A 17,570-nucleotide genomic window follows, 5' to 3' on the forward strand; every position below is an offset into this window, starting at 1 on the left:
CATGCCTGAACTGTTTGACACCCTGATCCGCGGCGCGACCCTGCTCGACGGCTCCGGCGCCGAAGCGCGCCTGGCCGACGTGGCGCTGCGCGCCGGGCGCATCGCCCGCATCGCCATGCTCGAGGACGGTGCCGACGGCATCGATCCCGGCAGCGCCGCGCATGTGGTGCAAGGCGAAGGGCTGGTGCTGGCCCCTGGCTTTATCGACGTGCACACGCACGACGACACCAATGTGATACGCCAGCCCGAGATGACGCCCAAGCTGTCGCAGGGCGTCACCACCGTGATCGTCGGCAATTGCGGCATCAGCGCGGCGCCCGTCGCGCTGCGCGGCGAACCGCCCGATCCGATGAACCTGCTGGGCACCGCCGATGCCTTCCGCTATCCCGATTTCGCCGCCTACGCGCAAGCCGTGCAGGCGGCGCAGCCGGCCGTCAACGTGGCGGCCCTGGTCGGCCATACCGCGCTGCGCAGCAACCATATGGACCGGCTGGACCGCACCGCCACCGCGGCCGAGATCGCCGCCATGCGCGCGCAGCTTGAGGAAGCGCTCGACCATGGCGCGCTTGGCCTGTCCACCGGGCTGGCCTACGCCAATGCGTTCTCCGCCACCACCGACGAAGTGCTGGCGCTGGCCGAACCGCTGGCCCGCGCCGGCGCGCTCTATGCCACCCACCTGCGCAGCGAGTTCGCCGAGATCCTGGAAGCGATGGACGAAGCCTTCCGCATCGGCCGGCACGCGCGCGTGCCCGTGGTGATCTCGCACCTGAAATGCGCCGGCGTCGACAACTGGGGCCGCAGCGCCGAGGTGCTGGACACGCTGGAGCGGGCCCAGCGCTGGCAGCCGGTGGGATGCGATTGCTATCCCTACACCGCCAGTTCCTCCACGCTCGACCTCAAGCAGGTSACCAGCGATTTCGACATCAWGGTGACCTGGTCCGAACCGCACCCGGACATGGGCGGCCGGCTGCTGGCCGACATCGCCGCCGAGTGGGAGCTCGGCCTGGAAGACGCCGCGCGCCGCCTGCAGCCGGCCGGCGCGGTCTATCACTGCATGGAAGACGCGGACGTGGACCGCATCCTGAGCCACCCCGCCACCGTGGTGGGTTCCGATGGCTTGCCCAACGACCCCCTGCCCCACCCGCGCCTGTGGGGCGCTTTTCCGCGTGTGCTTGGCCATTACGCGCGCGATCGCGAGCTGTTCCCGCTGACGGTAGCGATCCACAAGATGACGGGGCTGTCGGCCGAACGCTTCGGCCTGACTGAACGCGGCTTCGTGCGCGAAGGCTACTGGGCGGACCTGGTCCTGTTCGACGCCGCCACGATTCGCGATGCGGCCAGCTTCACCGACCCCATGCAACCGGCCGAGGGCATCGCCGCGGTGTGGGTCAACGGCGAGTTGTCGTGGCAACAGCGCCGGCCCACCGGCACGCGCGCGGGCCGCTTCCTTGCACGCGGCAAGCCCGCAGGGGCGAACGCCGCAACGCCACAGTAACGAGGCCGCGCGGCCGGCAATCCGCGTGGTGAATCCCGGCCGCGCGCCCCGTGCCGCGCGGCCAGCAATAAACCCAATCTGCAATTTGCTTCAGGAGTTCCCCATGGATATCAAGCGATTTGGCGTCGAAGGCGGCGCCGGCACCGGTGGCCAGCACATGCCCTTTGCCCGTGCCGTGCAAGCCGACGGCTGGCTCTACGTGTCCGGCCAGGTGCCGATGGTGGCCGGCGAGGTGATCGACGGCGGCATCGTGCCCCAGACCCACCAGGCCATCAAGAACGTACTGGCCATCCTGGCCGAAGCCGGCTACGGCACCGAGCACATCGTGCGTTGCGGCGTCTGGCTGGACGACGCGCGCGACTTCGCCTCCTTCAACAAGATCTTCAAGGAATACTTCGGCGCCAACCCGCCGGCGCGCGCCTGCGTGCAGTCGAGCATGGTGGTCGACTGCAAGGTGGAAGTGGACTGCATCGCCTACAAGAAGCCGGCGGCCTGAACCCAGGCCAGCCTGCCACGAACAACCTGAACCGGCCGCCGCCAGCGCGGCCCTTTTCATAGCGGACGCGGGGGAGCCCCGCCGGGCCACCGGCGGACCCCGCACAAAGGAGACAATATGGGCGCCGTAACCGGAACCACACTCTTGCTTTACGCGCTGATCGCCGTGATCGCACTGGTCGTGCTGATCGCGAAGTTCAAGCTCAACCCCTTCATCACACTGGTTGTCGTGTCGGTGCTGCTCGGCTTTGCCGTGGGCATGCCGATGGGCGACATCGTCAAATCGTTCGAGGCCGGCGTGGGCGGCACCCTGGGCCACATCGCGCTGGTCGTGGGCCTGGGCACCATGCTCGGCAAGATGATGGCCGAATCCGGCGGCGCCGAACGCATCGCGCGCACGCTGATCGATGCCTTCGGCGAGAAGAACGTGCACTGGGCCATGGTCACCATCGCCTTTATCGTCGGCTTGCCGGTGTTCTTCGAGGTGGGCTTCGTGCTGCTGGTGCCGATCGCCTTCAACGTGGCCAAGCGCACCGGGACCTCCATGGTGCTGGTGGGCATCCCGATGGTGGCAGGCCTGTCGGTGGTGCACGGGCTGATCCCGCCGCACCCTGCCGCGCTGCTGGCGGTGACCGCCTACAAGGCGGACATCGGCAAGACCATCATGTACGCGCTGATCGTCGGCATCCCCACCGCCGCCATCGCCGGCCCGCTGTTCGCCAAGCTGATGGACCGCTACGTCAAGCTGCCGGATATCAATCCGCTGGCCGAACAGTTCACCGAGGAAGAMGAGAGCGTCAAGGCATCGCACCAGTTGCCCGGCTTCGGCATCACGCTGTTTACCATCCTGCTGCCCGTGTTCCTGATGCTGATCGGCAGCTGGGCGGATGTCATCAGCACGCCCAAGACCTTTTTCAATGATTTCCTCAAGCTGATCGGCAATTCGGTGATCGCCCTGCTGATCGCCGCGCTGGTGAGCTTCTACACCTTCGGCAAGGCCCGCGGCTTCAACCGGGAAAACATCCTGAAGTTCACCAACGAGTGCGTGGCGCCCACCGCCATCATCACGCTGGTGGTCGGCGCCGGCGGCGGCTTTGGCCGCGTGCTGCGCGATTCGGGCATCTCCAACGCCATCGTCGACGTGGCCACCGGCGCGCATGTGTCGGTGCTGCTGCTCGGCTGGCTGGTCGCGGTGCTGATCCGAATCGCCACCGGATCCGCCACGGTAGCCATGACCACCGCAGCCGGCATCGTCGCGCCGATCGCCGCCAGCGTGCCGGGCACCCGGCCCGAACTGCTGGTGCTGACCACGGGCGCCGGATCGCTGATCCTCTCGCACGTGAACGACGGCGGCTTCTGGCTGGTCAAGGAGTATTTCAACATGACCGTGGCCCAGACCTTCAAGACCTGGTCGGTCTGCGAAACCCTGATCTCGGTGATCGCGCTGCTGCTGACCCTGGCGCTGGCCACGGTGGTCTGACCATCCGCGGGGCGGCAGCCACAGAAAAGGGGAGGCGCACGCAGTGCCCCTCCCCTTTTTTCATGCCCCGTGCCCCGGTGCCAGTGGTGCCGGCCCGGGGATTCCGTGCCGCGATGTGCTATGGTGTGCACCGCAGCAAATCGCTGGGTGGCGAGGCTGCCCTGCTCGCGGCTGTCATGAATCTTTCATATTTGGAAGCAGGCCCCGCTTCTGCCCCAGCGATAGAATCGAGCCCCAACCGGAGGAAAAGAACTATGCCCAAAAAGCTCAGGAAGACCGAGGAAGCCGTGCCGGCCACCACTACGGCGCCAGGCCTGATCGCCCTGCTCGACCATATCGCCAACGCCACCGCCCAGGGCCAGCTCGACCCCGAGTTCGCCCGCAAGCTGGGCAAGCGCGCCCGCAAGGAGGCCGACGCCCTGATTGAAGACCAGGCCTTCTCCGCCGCCCACGGCGCGCAGATCAAGGCAGCGCTGGCAACGCTGGAAGCCGCGGTATCCGATAGCGAAGGCGGCCTGCTGGGCAAAGCCGTCAAGCGGCTGCGCGACGCCGACAAGCGCGCGGCGGAAGCGCCCGCCAAGTAAGGCGTCTTTCCTGCCGCGCCAATGGCGTGCACATGGCGCGCCGCCGCGCGTGGTTGCCAGGCGCGTAACCGGATCGCGCATTGCCCGGCATGCGCGCCTTCGCTCCCTTCCGATGCGAAGCGTGCCGCCGGCTCATCGCAGTGTCGATGCAGGACAGCAAAGCCCCAGGTCTCGCGCACGCCGTAATCCAGGATGGCGAAATCGTCCTCCTCAAGGGCTACGGGGTGCGCGACACCAAGACGCACGCGCCCCGAAACCATTGCCTTGCACCAGGCGCCACTGGACTTGCCACACTGGACAAGTCAGAACCGGCCTACGTCAATCTCCGCGATCCTCCGATAGCCGACAGCGGACCCGCCGACTAAATTGCTCCTATGCCGCGACGGTTCGCGGCGCTTTGCAAGGAGCTGCCTCATGTCGTTCGCGCTCTACCTGGTAGGACTGCTGCTGCTCGTCGGCGGCATAGCGTGGGGTCTCGTTACCGCTGGTGTGGCACAGGTCTATGTGGGCATCGTGTGTATCATCGCCCTCGGCCTGGGCATCATGGGAGCCGTTTCGCGTACGCGTACCAAAGATCCGTCGTAGGCTCGGCAGTGCTTGCGCAGAATCGCGGTCGCCGCTTCGGCCTCGGCGCCAAAGCGGACCAGCAACTGCCAACGGTTGCATGACCTGCCGCCGTGGTTGGCATGCGGAGCCGCTCCGCCTGACCACCGCGATCCGCGTCGGATCGTTCGCATTTTAATAGCCTTATTCACCACATCCGCGGACCGGAGCGCCTGCAAGCCATGATCCGCGCGGCCATCGACGGCCGTGTCAGCCTGAATCGCGCCGATGGCGCGCGTTTGGCATGCGCCGCGCGGAGTGCTATGCTCGCCGCGCGCCTGCTGCCGTCGGCAGCAGGCGGCAATTCAACGAACACAAGATTCAAGACCCATGGCTACCAAAGCAAATGCTGTCGTAAAGACCACCGCCAAGCCTGCCGCCAAGAAGGCAGCGCCGGCAAAGAAAGCAGCACCGGCAAAGAAGGCCGCGCCGGCCAGGAAGGTCGCAGCAGCCGCACCGGCGGTGAAACCCCTGAAGGACACCTTCAACAAATCCAGCCTTGTCGCCCACCTCGTCGCCCAGACCGAACTGGATGCCAAGACAGTCAAGACCGTGCTGGCCCATCTCGAAAACACGGTGCTCAGCGCTGTCCACAAGAAGGGCGCCGGCGAGTTCACCCTGCCGGGCCTGCTCAAGGTCGTCGCCACCCAGGTTCCCGCCACCAAGAAGCGCTTCGGCAAGAACCCCTTCACCGGCGAAGACCAGTGGTTCGCCGCCAAGCCGGCAACCGTCAAGGTCAAGGTACGCCCGATGAAGAAGCTGAAAGACGCCGCACTGTAAGCCGTGCCGGCCTGTTGAACGAGGGGAGCCCGCGCGGCTCCCTTTTGTTTCCTCCAACCACTATCCGCAATCGGGCACAGGTTATGGAGATCAAATCCGAGTGGATTTTCGAATGCGAGCCGCGGCATGTCTGGCCGCACTTCCTGCATGCGCGCATGGATACGTCGCGCCCGTTGCTGTTCTGGTTCGGAATTCCCAAGCCAGTGAGCTGCCGGGTCCTGGAAGGCACCGCCGCGGTCGGGAATACGCGCCAATGCACCACGGACCGCGGCACGATCAACCAGCGCATCCTGCAACTGGAGCCGGACCGGCTGCTGCAGTACCAGATGCTGGAAAGTACCGTCTGGTGCCGCGCCTGGGTTGGCAGGCTGATCGACACCTTCACCCTTGAATCGCTCGGGGATGGCAGGACACGGGTCCGGCGCACGACGGAATTCGAAGCCAGAGGCTTGCTGAAGAGACTCAGGCTGGTCGGTCTGTGGGCAGCATTAAGGCAAGCCCATGCCTATGCAGCGAAGAACTGGAGGCGGCTCGCGCAGGGCAGCGTGAGCGAAGGAATCGGTACCCGCCAAGCCGCCTGAAGGCGGTGCGCTTCAGGCGCTGTCAACCGGGCACGATCCCTCAACGATACACAAGAACCGGGATCGTGCCATGCGTCAGGACTTTCTGGGTTTCACTGCCGATCAGCAGCCCCTGAATGCCAGATCGGCCGTGCGAGGCCATGACGACAAGGTCGCAGCCCCGCTCCTCCACCGCCAGGAGGATCGCCTCATAAGGATGGTCGCCGGTTACACAGACCGTTTCGCACTCCACCCCTGCTTCCTTCGCGGCTTGCGCGATCACGCCCAGGTATTGCGCCGCATGGTGTTCAGCCCTTTGGGCAAAGCGCTCCTGCGCATCCTCGAGCATGTCGACGCGATGGGTAAAGACGCGAAACTCGGGAATGACGTGAATGCCTGTTACCTTCGCCTGGAAGTCCCTGGCGACCAGCATCGCCATTCTGACTGCGGTTTCGGAGAGCGGGGATCCGTCCGTGGGTACCAGAAGATGCTTGAACATGGCTGCCTCCTCGCGACTAGGAAAAGCGGCGTTGCGTAGCGCGGACCTGCCTATGCCTGCGAGTGTGGCAGGACCCCATAAACATGCCCGCACTCATTACAGTGAACGACAACGAAGAGGGGAACATTGCTGTGCGAGAGCTGATGACGGTGGGCAATCTTATCCATCCCTTGCGCGCCGCATGACGGGCACTTGGGCATAACCTGGGGTGTAACAGGCGCGGTCATGATTCCCTCCGGTTGGTCAGGTGAGCGTCTACTTTATCCAGCATACTCAGCATACGCGCGGCCGCTCATCTCTTGCGTACAAAAAGCGGATGGCTTCGCGCAGTGAAGCCGAGCTCACGAGGCGATATGGCCGGATATGGCAGGAAGACCGTCCTGATGCGCCATGCTTGCGACACCGGTCGCCGCGCCGTGCCAGGAACAGGCGGAGGTAATTTGGACCGCACCTCCATCGCACCCCGATAGCGAATGAAGCAACCCGACGGCGGCGTTGTTGCGGCACGGAATCAGTCCAGCAACTGGTCGGCAGGCATGTACTCGTAGGCCAGCGCCGTGGCCACTGCCTTGTACGTCACGCGGCCCTCGCAATCGTTCGAGCCTGCCTTCAGGTGCCTGTCCCGCGCCAGCGCGCTTCCACCCCTTGTCCGCCAGTGCGTCCGGATGTCATTGAGATCCGGCCAGACGCCGCCGAGGTACCGGCCCCGCCTCATGCTCAAGAATTGCTGTCTATCCACTGCCTCGCCCATCCGTAAGCCGCCGCCTTCGCATCCGCGRCAGTGGCGGAGTTCCGGCCAATCGATCTGGCATCGTGCACGACAGCCGCGTCTTCCCAGATTTCGCACGATGCCGTGTACGAGCCATCCTTGATCATCTCGCAGAAGACATGGATGACGAACCCCTTGTACTCCATGGTGTCGCGATCCATTGGCTGCCTCCGCTGCCGTCGATCAATCCCGGCTTGTGATGACGCTAGTCATTGTCCTCTTCCGACAAGCGATCAATGACTTTCCGGGCCGCTTGAAAAGCGCACTCCACCGCAACATCTTCCGACCGGGCAAGCGCATCGGCATGCCGCCTGGTTTCGACGCCGTGGATGACGTAAGACCAATCCCAACTATCGGGGGCGGCCTTGAGTGTGTGGATGGAGACGGTTCGGCCTTTGTATTTCAATTCCATGTTTCGCACCCCCACTTCATCGCCCGCGTTTCGATCGCTTCCTTGCAGGCGTCATTCCACTCAGTAAACTTCGGATGGGCATAAAAATCCAGACGCCTCCCACATGGATGGAGGGCGGGTCTCCGCACAAGAGCGTCAGGCAAAACCGCGCAGGTGCTGACCGTGCCAGCATGGATTCGTTTTCAATATTGGCGGCGCCTGATACCCAGCGTTGACGCACGTCGACCGCCCGATAGTTGCCGCGCCGCCGCATACCTCCGAAGGCCCCAACGCACGGCGCCGGCCTTTGCGGCAGCACGTTGCAGCAATGCGGTTTTCAGCGCACAGGCCGCCGCCGATGCGGCTGGTACATTCATCCCCCACCCTCCGCCAGGCAGGCGACCACCTCGGCGTCGTCGATCTGCGGAAACTCCCTGTAATGCGCGCCAACCGCACGAAAATTAGCGGGCGCGGCCAGGCAGACCACTTCATCCGCATAGTCCTCCACCAGGGCCAGGGAATCCGGAGCGGCCACGGGCACGGCGCAGATCAGCCTCGCAGGCTGCTGCTGCCGCACCGCGTGCAGCGCGGCAATCATGGTGGCACCGGTGGCCAGGCCGTCATCCAGCACAATGACCGTGCGGCCGCCCAGCGGAGTTGCGGTGCGCCCGGGCGTGTAGAGCGCACGCCGCCGGCGCAGCAGTTCCAGCTGCTCTCTGCGCGCCTCTGCGATATAGGCCGGATCGGCGCCAGTCTGTTCGGCGAAGGGCGTGACATAAACCCAGCCGCTCTCATCCACCGCACCCACTGCCAGTTCACGCTGGAATGGCGCACCCAGTTTCCTGACCAGCACCACATCGAGTTCGCCGCCAAGCTGGTCGGCCAGGATCCTGCCCATCGGTACCGCCCCGCGTGGAACGGCCAGCACCACGGGATGCGTGCCGCGGTAATTCGAAAGCGCTTGCGCCAGCCGCGTGGCGGCTTCGGTCCTGTCCTGGAACATCATGATGTCTCCTGTTCACCGGTTGCCGGGTCCGCGCCCCGCCGCCCTGCCAGGTGTGTGGCGAACCACCCGGCAGCCAGCCGTGCCGCCACTTCCAGTGCGCCCGGTTCCTCGAACAGATGGGTCGCGCCGGCAACGATCTCGAAGTGCTTCTCGCAGGACATCCATGCGTAGGCACGCTCATTCAGGTGCAGCACCTCGGTATCCGCGCCGCCGACGATCAGCAAGGTCGGCGCGGACAACGCCGCGAGGGCGTCATGGCCCGCCAGATCCGGGCGGCCGCCGCGCGAAACCACGGCGTCGATCCGATAGCCGCCACCAGTCATCGCGGCGGCCCGGATTGCAGCCGCAGCACCAGTACTTGCGCCGAAGTACCCCAGCCGCAGTCGCCCAAGCTGCGCCATGCCGCGAACGGCGCGGGTGATACCCTCCAGGCGCGCGGCCAGCAGGCCAATATCGAAACGCCGCGCCAGCCCGACGTCTTCCTCGGCAAGCAGAAGGTCGGTCAACAGGGTGGCAATGCCGGCGTGGTTGAGATGGCCGGCGACATAGCGGTTGCGGGGACTGAGCCGCGAACTGCCGCTGCCATGCGCGAACAGCACCAGGCCGGTAGCAAGCGGCGGACAGACCAGGTCGCCGGGCAGCACCACACCGCTCAGATCGATGTCGATTTGCTGCTGCGAGGTTGTGCTCATCATGCGCTCCAATAGATAGCCGGCTCGCAGACGCTCGTTGCAGATCGTCATGCCGGATGCCCGGCCGCCCCGTTCGCCGAGGCAAAGCCGACGCTTTGCGCCAGCACCACGCGCTGGTCCGCATCGAGACGCATCGCGCCCGCCATGGCGCGCCTGTCCAGCAGGCCGCGCGCCACCGTCGCCAGCCCGGCGGAAGCACAGAACAGGTACACGTTCTGGCTGATGTATCCGGTGTCCAGCCCCATGTAGAACTGGCGCACCGGTTTTGCCTGCTCGTCCATCCTGGACAGGCGAGCAACAAACACCAGGTCCAGCGGCGCCTGCACCACGTAGTCCTGCAGCCCGGTGGTTGCGCGCACGTCCCCCCCCGCTAACCAGGCGCAGGCGCCAGGCCGCTGGTTCCAGCACATAGAGGCCATCGGCGAGCGCGAGGTACAGTTCGATTTCCTGCCAGTTGCGCGCCGACGGGGCGGTACGCCGGCCCGTTTCCGGTTCGCTGATGCCGTATGCCGCCCATAGCAGGCTGGAGAGCAACTCCGGCGCCAGCGGCTCACTGGTGAAGGCCCGGGTGGAGTGCCGCATGCGCAGCGCCTGCATCAGCGGCATGCCGCCTTCCATCTGCGGAGCGAGCAGTTCGACATACTCCGGCACGGCGTCGGATGTCACGATGGGATGGGTCATGCTGATCTCCAGGCATCATCGGGCGGCGCAGGATGGCTGCGCTCAGGCCCGATGACAATGAAAACGTGTGCGCTTGCCTGCGCTGGCGCGGCAGGCAGCGCTTGGCCGTCGGGCCTATCCAGCAAGACGGCCCGCGTGTTGAGTTGCTCCAGGGGCAGTGCCGACATCGTGGCATCCCGAGCGCGCCGATGCGCTTTTACTCAATTTTGCGATGGCGTCAGGTGTTTGATTTGCGCTGGATCAAGCGTTGTGACGTCGCCCGGCAATTACGCCTGCCAACGCCGGGCCACCCGCCCGCAGGGCTTGCGGAAATGCGGACAAGGCATTCTGCCTGGCGGCACAGCGTTTCGATCCAGCCCGTGCCTCCCCGATCCCGCCGGCATGATCGGCACTCAAGTCTGTCTCCCGCCCGCCGTTATTCACCATTGCCTACAGGTGCGTTCGTGATAGCACGGTGCGGCAGACAAAAGAGCGAATGGGCGCCCAAGGCGCCAGTATTTCGCCACCATTGTTATTTCCATTCAGGTAGAAGAAATGAAAAATCTTGGAATTGGGGTACGTCTCGGTATTGGCTTCGGCGTGGTGCTGCTGCTGTCAACGTTCATGACGGTGTTCAGCGTCATGGGCTTGCAGGAAGTCGCTCAACGCACGCACGACATGATGCAGCAGCCGCTGGCCAAGGAGCGCGTCGTCAGCGACTGGTATCGCCTGATGCACACGAGCGTGCGGCGCACGACCGCGGTGGCGCGGAGCGCGGACCCGGGCCTCGGCGCGTTCTTTGCCGCGGAGACGAAGGGCTCCGTCGAAGCCATCGCCGCATTGCGGGACAAGATCGAGCCGATGCTCTCCTCGGAAGCGGAAAAGGCGGCATTCCAGACGATCCAGACCGTGCGCAAGCCCTATAACGACTCCCGCGACAAGATCACCAAGCTCAAGGAAGAAGGCAGCACGGACGAAGCCAACCGGGTGCTGGAAGCCGAGTTCGTGCCTGCCGGCAACGCCTATCTCGCCGAAATCCAGAAGCTGCTCGATATCCAGCGCACCAGCATCGATGCGACCGCGCAGCACATCAACGGGATTTATGAAACCACGCGGAACCGCCTGATCGTGCTTGGCCTGCTGGTGCTGGCGATCGGCGTGGCATTTTCGCTGTGGCTGACCATGGGCATCACGCGGCCGCTCCATCGTGCCGTTGGCTTCGCCCGGAAAGTGGCGGCCGGCGACCTGACCAGCCGCATCGACGCGGATAGCAAGGACGAGACCGGCCAGTTGCTGCAAGCGCTGAACGAGATGAACGGCAATATCCTGCGCATCGTCACCCAGGTACGCACGGGCACGGAGTCCATTGCCTCCGGCACGAGCCAGATTGCCGCTGGCAACACCGACCTGTCCCAGCGGACCGAGGAACAGGCGTCGTCCTTGCAACAGACCGCTTCCAGCATGGAGGAACTGACCAGCATCGTCCGGCAGAACGCCGACAACGCAAAGCAAGCCAGCTCGCTGGCGGTCAATGCTTCCGAAATCGCGGTCAGGGGAGGCGAAGTGGTCGGCCAGGTGGTCGACACCATGGATGAGATCAACGGCGCGTCCAGAAAGGTGGTCGATATCATCGCCGTGATCGAAGGCATCGCCTTCCAGACCAACATCCTCGCACTGAATGCCGCTGTGGAAGCCGCCCGCGCCGGCGAACAAGGCCGTGGCTTCGCGGTGGTGGCCGGTGAGGTGCGCAGCCTTGCCCAGCGTAGCGCGACAGCCGCCAAGGAGATCAAGACACTGATCGGAGATTCCGCCGAGCGCGTGGAAAAGGGCTCGCAACTGGTGGGGCAAGCCGGCCACACCATGGAAGAGATCGTGGGCGCGGTCAAGCGCGTAACCGACATCATGGGCGAGATCAGCGCGGCCTCGGCCGAGCAGAGCGCCGGCATCGAGCAGGTCAACCAGGCGGTCACCCAGATGGACACGGTGACGCAGCAAAACGCCGCGCTGGTGGAACAAGCCGCAGCCGCAGCGGGATCGCTGGAAGAGCAGGCCCAGCGCCTGCAGCAAGCGGTTTCCTCGTTCCGCCTTGTTGCTGCCTGACGCGGACAACCGGCGTTAGCCGGCGCCTCTGCGCGAGGTTCCGCTGGCCAACGCCGGACCGAGACGGCCGCCATGAATGCGCGGCCCTCCCCGATTGCACCAAATCCCCCATCCCCCTAAACTCCACAGCCAGTGCCCGCGCCGGCACGCGCCCGGCCTGGCGCCGGGATCAGGGCGCACCCAACCAGGAGACCATCGATGACCTTTGCCCCCTTGCTGCGCGCCCTTGCGGCGTGCAGCGTGCTTGCCGTGGCGCCAACGCTCGCCCACGCCGCCGACCCCGTCAAGATCGGGCTGATCGCGCCCTTTTCGGGCAGCTTCGCCGACTACGGCAAGCAGATGGAGGGTGGCATCAAGGCGTTCCAGAAGCTCAACGGCGACACCGTGGCGGGCCGCAAGGTGCAGATCATCAGCAAGGACACCACCGGCCCCGCGCCCGATGTGGCCAAGCGCCTGGCGCAAGAACTGGTGGTGCGCGACAAGGTCGATGTGCTGGCCGGCTTCGGTCTCACGCCGGAGGCGCTGGCGGTGGCGCCGGTGGCCGAGCAGGCGAAGAAGGCAATGGTGATCTTCAACGCTGCGTCGTCTTCGGTGACCACCAAGTCGGGCTATATCGCGCGGGTTTCGATGACCTTGCCGCAGATCTCGGCGCCGATGGCCACGTGGGCCATCAAGAACAAGGTCCGCAAGGTGGTGACGCTGGTTGCGGACTATGCGCCGGGCATCGATGCGGAAACCGCGTTCAAGACCAATTTCATCGGCGGTGGCGGCCAGGTGATCGAATCCATCCGGGTGCCGCTGCGCAACCCGGAGTTCGCCCCGTTTATCCAGCGCATCAAGGATGCCAGACCCGAGGCGGTCTTCCTCTTCCTGCCCGCGGGCGAGCAAGGCGTGGCGTTCATGAAGGGCTTTCGCGAGCGCGGCCTGGCCGAGGCGGGCATCCGCGTGATCGCCACCGGCGACCTTACCGACGACCACGTGCTGCCGGCCATGGGTGACGCCACGCTGGGCGTGATCACGTCCTTCCACTATTCGATGGCCCACGATTCGCCGGAAAACAAGGTCTTCCTGAAGGCGTTCGCCGAAGCCAACCCTGGCGCCGGCCGGCCTAATTTCATGGCGGTAGCCGCCTACGACGGCATGCGCGCGATCTACGAAGCGCTGAAAAAGACCGGCGGCGCGACTGACGGGGACAAGATGCTGGCAGCGCTCAAAGGCATGAAGATCGCCAGCCCGCGGGGCCCGATCCTGATCGACCCGGACACCCGCGACGTGGTGCAGACGGTCTATATCCGGCGCGTGGAGAAGGTCGGTGGCGAACTCTACAACGTGGAGTTCGACAAGTTCGACAACGTCAAGGATCCGGGGAAGTAGCCCGCGCGCCGGGGCGCGGTGGCTTAGTGGTGATGGTGCCCTGCGCGCCCTGGCGCTCCTGGCGGGGAGACTGCGGTTTCTCGATGCGGGCAGGCACTTTCTCGGGTGCACGCTGCGTCTGCGCAAGGTCCGCCGTGGCGCCGCCAGGCGCCGGCCCGTCCGGCAGCCCGATGCCCTGCAGGTCGTAGCACATCCACATCGCGCGCTGCGGCACTTCATTGAAATTGCCATCGCTGGCGGCCAGGATACGCGCCCAGACCTGGGGCGTGGAACTGCGCCAGACGCCGCACAGCAGGCGGCGGAAGCGCGGGTCGCGCCCGGCCTGCCGCTCGATGCGCTCGATAAACGCCGGGCCGTGGTATTCGATCAGGTCTTCGAGTTCGCCTGCGGCGAGCGCGCCCAGCACGCGGGGACTCTCCGTATGGGCAAGGACCTCCAGCACCAGCCGCCACAGCCCTTCGGGATCGTTGACGCACAGCCAGTCGCAGGCCTGCCAGACCCAGAATGAGCGTACCTCGTGCCGACCGATGGCCGGGTCGTACCGGCTGTAACGCTTGATATAGGCGCTGACCAGCCGCTTCTGCTCATGGGTTTCCATAGTCCCCCGTCACTACCCGTCTGCAAACATGGGCATAGCCCGATTGCCGGCCACGGCTTTGCCGCCCGTGCCGGCGTGGTTCATCAACGGCCGCCAACCAACGCCAGCCCCCGGTTGACCATGCCGTGGCCTGGCTCAGGCGACCGTCAGCAACCTGTCCAGCGTGACCTTGTCCGCCAGCAACTCCGTGCTGGTCGAAGCATGTACCACCTTGCCCCGGTCGAGCACCATCGCGCGCCGGGTCATGCCAAGCGCCAGGCGCGCGTGCTGCTCCACCACAATCACAGCCATGCCGCCTTCGTCTATCAAGCGGCGGATCACGTTCTGCAATTCCTGAACAATAATAGGTGCCAAACCTTCCATCGGTTCGTCCAGTAATAGCAGTACCGGGTTTACCATTAACGCCCGGCCAATTGCCAGCATCTGCTGCTCGCCACCCGACAACTGGTTGCCCAGATTGCCCCGGCGCTCCTGCAATCGCGGGAAGATCTCATAGACCCGCGCGACGTTCCAGAAGCCCGGCCGCGCCACCGCCGTCAGGTGCTCCTCCACCGTCAGCGACGGGAACATGCAGCGCTCCTGCGGGACCCATCCCAGCCCGGCGGCGGCACGCTGGTGGGCTGCCAGCCGCGACAGGTCGCGCCCTTGCCAGTGCAGGCTGCCGCGCCGCAGCCGCGTCAGGCCCATCAGGGTCAACAGCAGCGTGCTCTTGCCCACGCCGTTGCGGCCCAGCAGGGCCAGGCTCTCACCGGCGCGGAGCGTCAGGTCGATCCCGTCGATCACCACGGCCTCGCCGTAGCCCGCGCACACCCCTTCTGCCCGCAGCAATTCAGTCATGCGCGGCCTCCCCGAGGTACACCTCCCTGACGCGGGGATCGGCGCCGATCTCCGCCGGCGTGCCTTCGGTGAGCACACGGCCGCCGACCAGCACGGTAATGCGCTCGGCAAAGCGGAATACCAGGTCCATGTCGTGCTCGATAAACAGGATGGTGATGTCGCGCGGCAAGCCGGCAATGACGCCAAACAGCTCGGCGCTCTCGCCGGCCGGGATGCCGGCCGCGGGCTCGTCCAGCAGCAGGATGGCGGACCGGGTGGCCAGCGCCAGTGCGATTTCGAGCAGGCGTTGCTTGCCATAAGGCAGGTTGCGCGTCTCGGTATCGGCATCGCGGTCGAGGCGCAGGCTGGTCAGCACCGCCATGGCCTCGTCGGCCAGCGGTCTCTGCGATGCCACGGTGCGATGCCAGATACGTGTAGCGCCGCTGCGTTCGGCCACCGCAAGCACCACGGATTCCAGCACGGTCAGCCCAGGGAACAAGGTGTTGATCTGGAAGGTGCGCGTCATGCCGCGCCGCACCCGCGCGTGCTGCGGCAGATGCGTGATGTCCTCGTCGCCGAGCCAGATGGTGCCGCTGCTGGGCGGCAAGGCGCCGGTCAGCAGGTTGATGAAGGTGGTCTTGCCGGCGCCGTTCGGCCCGATCAGGGCATGGCGCGCGCCCGGCGGGAAACGCAGCGAGATCTCGCTGTTGGCGGCAAACCCGCCCCAGGACCTGGACAGCCCTTCCGTGCGCAAGATGGCCGTCATGGCTGGTCTCCGTCCGGCTTGCGGCGCATGCCGCGCAAGGCGTCAACGGCGCCCATCACGCCGCCGCGCGCGAACAGCACGGTCACCACCAGCAACAGGCCGATCCAGAACTGCCAGTAGACCGGATTGATGCCCGCCAGCACATCCTGCGCGATCATGAAGACCGCCGCGCCAACCAGGGCGCCGTACAGCCTGCCCGCGCCGCCCAGCACCAGCATCACCAGCAACTCCGCCGAGCGCGGAAAGCCCAGCACGTCCATGCCGACGAACTGCGTGGTCTGCGCCAGCAGCCCGCCGGCCACGCCGGCCAGCGCCGCCGCCACGGCAAATACCGCGCCGAGCCGGCGCGGCACGTTGACGCCCAGCGCGGGCATGCGGCGCGCCCCTTCGCGCATGCCCCGCAGCGACAGTCCAAAGGGGGAGTCCACCAGCCTGCGCACCAGCGCAAACAGGACGAAGACAACCACCAGGCTGTAGAGGTAGGCGGTCTTGCCGAACAGATCGAACTCGAACAACCCGAGCAGCGGCGACATGGTGACGCCCGCCAGCCCGTCCACGCCACCGGTGAGGAAGGCCGCTTTGTTGGCCGCCTCGAACAGCATCAGCCCGATGCCCAGCGTGACCATGAGCCGGGTCAGGTCGCCGCCGCGCACCACCAGGAAACTCGCCAGCCAGCCCGCCACGCCGGCCACCGCGCCCGCCGCAAGCAGACCCGACAACGGCTCGCCCCAGCCATGCGCGGCCAGCAGGCCGGCGGTGTAGGCGCCCAGCCCGAAGAACGCCGCATGCCCGAGCGAGACGATGCCCGCGTACCCCAGCAACAAATCCAGCGACAGCGCGAACAGGCCGGTAATCAGCACCTGGCTGCCGAGTATCAGGTAGCCGGGCAACAGGAACCAGGCCGCCACCGGCAGCAGCCAGAACACGATCTCGCCGGCTCGCCAGCGTCCGTCCGGCAGGCGCGGGCGCAGTACGCCGCCACCCGCGCTGGCCACATCGGATACCTTGTCCAGCGCGCTCATGCCCGCCTCCCGTAGAGACCGGCCGGGAACAGCACCAGCAACAGCACCATCAGCGCATAGATGACGAAGGCGCCCACCGCCGGCACGTAGTACTTGCCGGCCACATCGGCCACGCCCAGCAGCAGCGCCGCCACCAGCGGCCCGCGGATGGTGCCCGCGCCGCCCACCGCCACCACCAGCAGGAAATACACCATGTACTTGAGCGGGAAGGAAGGATCGAGGCCCAGCACATCGATGCCAAGCCCGCCACCCAGGCCCGCCAGTCCAGAACCGAGCGCGAAGGTCAGGCTGAATACGCGCTCCACATTGATACCGAGACCGCGCGCCGCCTGCTGGTTGTCCACCGCCGCGCGCACCTGCGCGCCAAAGCGCGTACGGGCCACCAGCCAGCCCAGCGCGGCGGTGATCGCCACCACCACGCCGATCAGGAACAGCCGATAGGCGCCAAGATCCAGCCTGCCAAGCCGCACCTGCCCGCGCAGGAAAGCGGGCAGCTCCACCGGCTGCTGTCCGGGCCCGAACACGTAGGTCGCGGCGGCGATCGCCATGAAGGTGAGCCCGATGGAAAACAGGACCTGGTCGAGATGGCTGGCGCGGTAGAGACGCCGGTACAAGGTGCGCTCCAGCCCCCAGCCCACCACCGCGGCACCCGCGAAGGCCAGCGGCAGCGCCGCCAGGAAGGGAACGCCGGCGCGGCTCATCAGCACCACCGCGACGTAGCCGCCGAACATGGCGAATGCGCCGTGGGCCAGGTTGACGAAATTCATCAGGCCCATGGTGACAGAGAGCCCGACACTGATCAGGAACAGCAGGCAGCCGTAGGCCAGCCCGTCGAACAGCACGCCAAGGAAGCTGGCGATCATCGCCGGCCCTCCCCGCG

The 17,570-nt window shown here is 66.0% G+C and carries 21 protein-coding genes and 1 pseudogene; 9 read left to right on the forward strand and 13 right to left on the reverse strand.

Features of this window, described 5'->3' with window-relative positions:
• Position 1 precedes the first annotated feature (1 nt).
• The 7 genes from AC1DT6_RS04395 to AC1DT6_RS04425 all read left to right on the forward strand — a co-directional run bounded on the left by AC1DT6_RS04395 (position 2) and on the right by AC1DT6_RS04425 (position 6,018).
• The gene (locus AC1DT6_RS04395) at positions 2-1,495 is read left to right on the forward strand and encodes an N-acyl-D-amino-acid deacylase family protein (protein ID WP_477114517.1); all 1,494 of its coding nucleotides are present in this window, start codon (positions 2-4) and stop codon (positions 1,493-1,495) included.
• Between the two features lie 103 nt (positions 1,496-1,598).
• Complete coding sequence (locus AC1DT6_RS04400; protein ID WP_035861414.1) at positions 1,599-1,991, forward strand: RidA family protein; 393 nt, start codon at positions 1,599-1,601, stop codon at positions 1,989-1,991.
• 117 nt (positions 1,992-2,108) lie between these two features.
• Complete coding sequence (locus AC1DT6_RS04405; protein WP_477114518.1) at positions 2,109-3,470, forward strand: GntP family permease; 1,362 nt, start codon at positions 2,109-2,111, stop codon at positions 3,468-3,470.
• A gap of 254 nt (positions 3,471-3,724) precedes the next feature.
• Positions 3,725-4,054 carry a hypothetical protein gene (locus tag AC1DT6_RS04410; RefSeq protein ID WP_035861420.1) on the forward strand — a complete coding sequence of 110 codons (330 nt, stop codon included), beginning with the start codon at positions 3,725-3,727 and terminating at the stop codon, positions 4,052-4,054.
• A 414-nt stretch (positions 4,055-4,468) separates the two neighbouring features.
• Positions 4,469-4,639, forward strand: a complete 171-nt coding sequence (locus AC1DT6_RS04415; RefSeq protein ID WP_441627790.1) for a hypothetical protein — start codon at positions 4,469-4,471, stop codon at positions 4,637-4,639.
• Between the two features lie 348 nt (positions 4,640-4,987).
• The gene (locus tag AC1DT6_RS04420; protein WP_441627792.1) at positions 4,988-5,437 is read left to right on the forward strand and encodes an HU family DNA-binding protein; all 450 of its coding nucleotides are present in this window, start codon (positions 4,988-4,990) and stop codon (positions 5,435-5,437) included.
• 83 nt (positions 5,438-5,520) lie between these two features.
• Positions 5,521-6,018 (forward strand): SRPBCC family protein, encoded by a 498-nt coding sequence (locus tag AC1DT6_RS04425; protein WP_441627794.1) that lies wholly within the window; start codon positions 5,521-5,523, stop codon positions 6,016-6,018.
• A gap of 40 nt (positions 6,019-6,058) precedes the next feature.
• On the opposite strand, the gene AC1DT6_RS04430 is transcribed toward AC1DT6_RS04425, so the two are convergent.
• The 8 genes and pseudogenes from AC1DT6_RS04430 to AC1DT6_RS04465 form a co-directional block, all read right to left on the reverse strand.
• Entirely contained in the window at positions 6,059-6,496 is a 438-nt protein-coding gene (locus AC1DT6_RS04430) for a universal stress protein (protein WP_441627796.1), read from the reverse strand.
• Between the two features lie 511 nt (positions 6,497-7,007).
• Positions 7,008-7,211, reverse strand: coding sequence for a hypothetical protein (locus AC1DT6_RS04435; protein ID WP_441627798.1), 204 nt, complete (start codon positions 7,209-7,211; stop codon positions 7,008-7,010).
• Between the two features lie 2 nt (positions 7,212-7,213).
• Positions 7,214-7,426: a hypothetical protein gene (locus AC1DT6_RS04440; protein WP_477114519.1), complete on the reverse strand. Its 213-nt coding sequence runs from the start codon at positions 7,424-7,426 to the stop codon at positions 7,214-7,216.
• 44 nt (positions 7,427-7,470) lie between these two features.
• Positions 7,471-7,677, reverse strand: a complete 207-nt coding sequence (locus AC1DT6_RS04445) for a hypothetical protein (RefSeq protein WP_441627802.1) — start codon at positions 7,675-7,677, stop codon at positions 7,471-7,473.
• A 352-nt stretch (positions 7,678-8,029) separates the two neighbouring features.
• Positions 8,030-8,662, reverse strand: coding sequence for a phosphoribosyltransferase (locus AC1DT6_RS04450; RefSeq protein WP_441627804.1), 633 nt, complete (start codon positions 8,660-8,662; stop codon positions 8,030-8,032).
• Positions 8,659-9,357: a dienelactone hydrolase family protein gene (locus tag AC1DT6_RS04455; protein ID WP_441627880.1), complete on the reverse strand. Its 699-nt coding sequence runs from the start codon at positions 9,355-9,357 to the stop codon at positions 8,659-8,661. Before AC1DT6_RS04455 ends, AC1DT6_RS04450 begins: the two co-directional genes overlap by 4 nt.
• 44 nt (positions 9,358-9,401) lie before the next feature.
• Positions 9,402-9,713: a nitroreductase family protein gene (locus tag AC1DT6_RS04460; protein WP_441627882.1), complete on the reverse strand. Its 312-nt coding sequence runs from the start codon at positions 9,711-9,713 to the stop codon at positions 9,402-9,404.
• Between the two features lie 85 nt (positions 9,714-9,798).
• Positions 9,799-10,035 (reverse strand): annotated as a pseudogene (locus AC1DT6_RS04465) (nitroreductase family protein); the annotation flags it as partial.
• Positions 10,036-10,569: 534 nt separating this feature from the next.
• On the opposite strand from AC1DT6_RS04465, the gene AC1DT6_RS04470 reads away from it, so the two are divergent.
• Both AC1DT6_RS04470 and AC1DT6_RS04475 read left to right on the forward strand, forming a co-directional pair.
• Positions 10,570-12,114 carry a methyl-accepting chemotaxis protein gene (locus AC1DT6_RS04470; protein WP_441627806.1) on the forward strand — a complete coding sequence of 515 codons (1,545 nt, stop codon included), beginning with the start codon at positions 10,570-10,572 and terminating at the stop codon, positions 12,112-12,114.
• 198 nt (positions 12,115-12,312) lie between these two features.
• Positions 12,313-13,488 carry an ABC transporter substrate-binding protein gene (locus AC1DT6_RS04475; protein WP_477102100.1) on the forward strand — a complete coding sequence of 392 codons (1,176 nt, stop codon included), beginning with the start codon at positions 12,313-12,315 and terminating at the stop codon, positions 13,486-13,488.
• Here the strand turns inward: AC1DT6_RS04475 and AC1DT6_RS04480 are convergent.
• The 5 genes from AC1DT6_RS04480 to AC1DT6_RS04500 form a co-directional block, all read right to left on the reverse strand.
• Entirely contained in the window at positions 13,469-14,086 is a 618-nt protein-coding gene (locus tag AC1DT6_RS04480; RefSeq protein WP_441627810.1) for a DUF6869 domain-containing protein, read from the reverse strand. The genes AC1DT6_RS04475 and AC1DT6_RS04480 overlap by 20 nt on opposite strands.
• Before the next feature lie 135 nt (positions 14,087-14,221).
• On the reverse strand, positions 14,222-14,923 hold the full coding sequence (locus tag AC1DT6_RS04485; protein ID WP_441627812.1) for an ABC transporter ATP-binding protein: 702 nt from the start codon (positions 14,921-14,923) through the stop codon (positions 14,222-14,224).
• A complete protein-coding gene (locus AC1DT6_RS04490; protein WP_441627814.1) occupies positions 14,916-15,668 on the reverse strand; it encodes an ABC transporter ATP-binding protein in 753 nt (250 codons plus the stop codon). The genes AC1DT6_RS04485 and AC1DT6_RS04490 overlap by 8 nt, the downstream gene beginning before the upstream one ends.
• Positions 15,665-16,690 (reverse strand): branched-chain amino acid ABC transporter permease, encoded by a 1,026-nt coding sequence (locus AC1DT6_RS04495; protein WP_441627816.1) that lies wholly within the window; start codon positions 16,688-16,690, stop codon positions 15,665-15,667. The genes AC1DT6_RS04490 and AC1DT6_RS04495 overlap by 4 nt, the downstream gene beginning before the upstream one ends.
• A complete protein-coding gene (locus AC1DT6_RS04500) occupies positions 16,687-17,553 on the reverse strand; it encodes a branched-chain amino acid ABC transporter permease (RefSeq protein WP_441627818.1) in 867 nt (288 codons plus the stop codon). The genes AC1DT6_RS04495 and AC1DT6_RS04500 overlap by 4 nt, the downstream gene beginning before the upstream one ends.
• Positions 17,554-17,570: the final 17 nt, after the last annotated feature.

The organism is Cupriavidus sp. 01L45, from assembly GCF_056399885.1.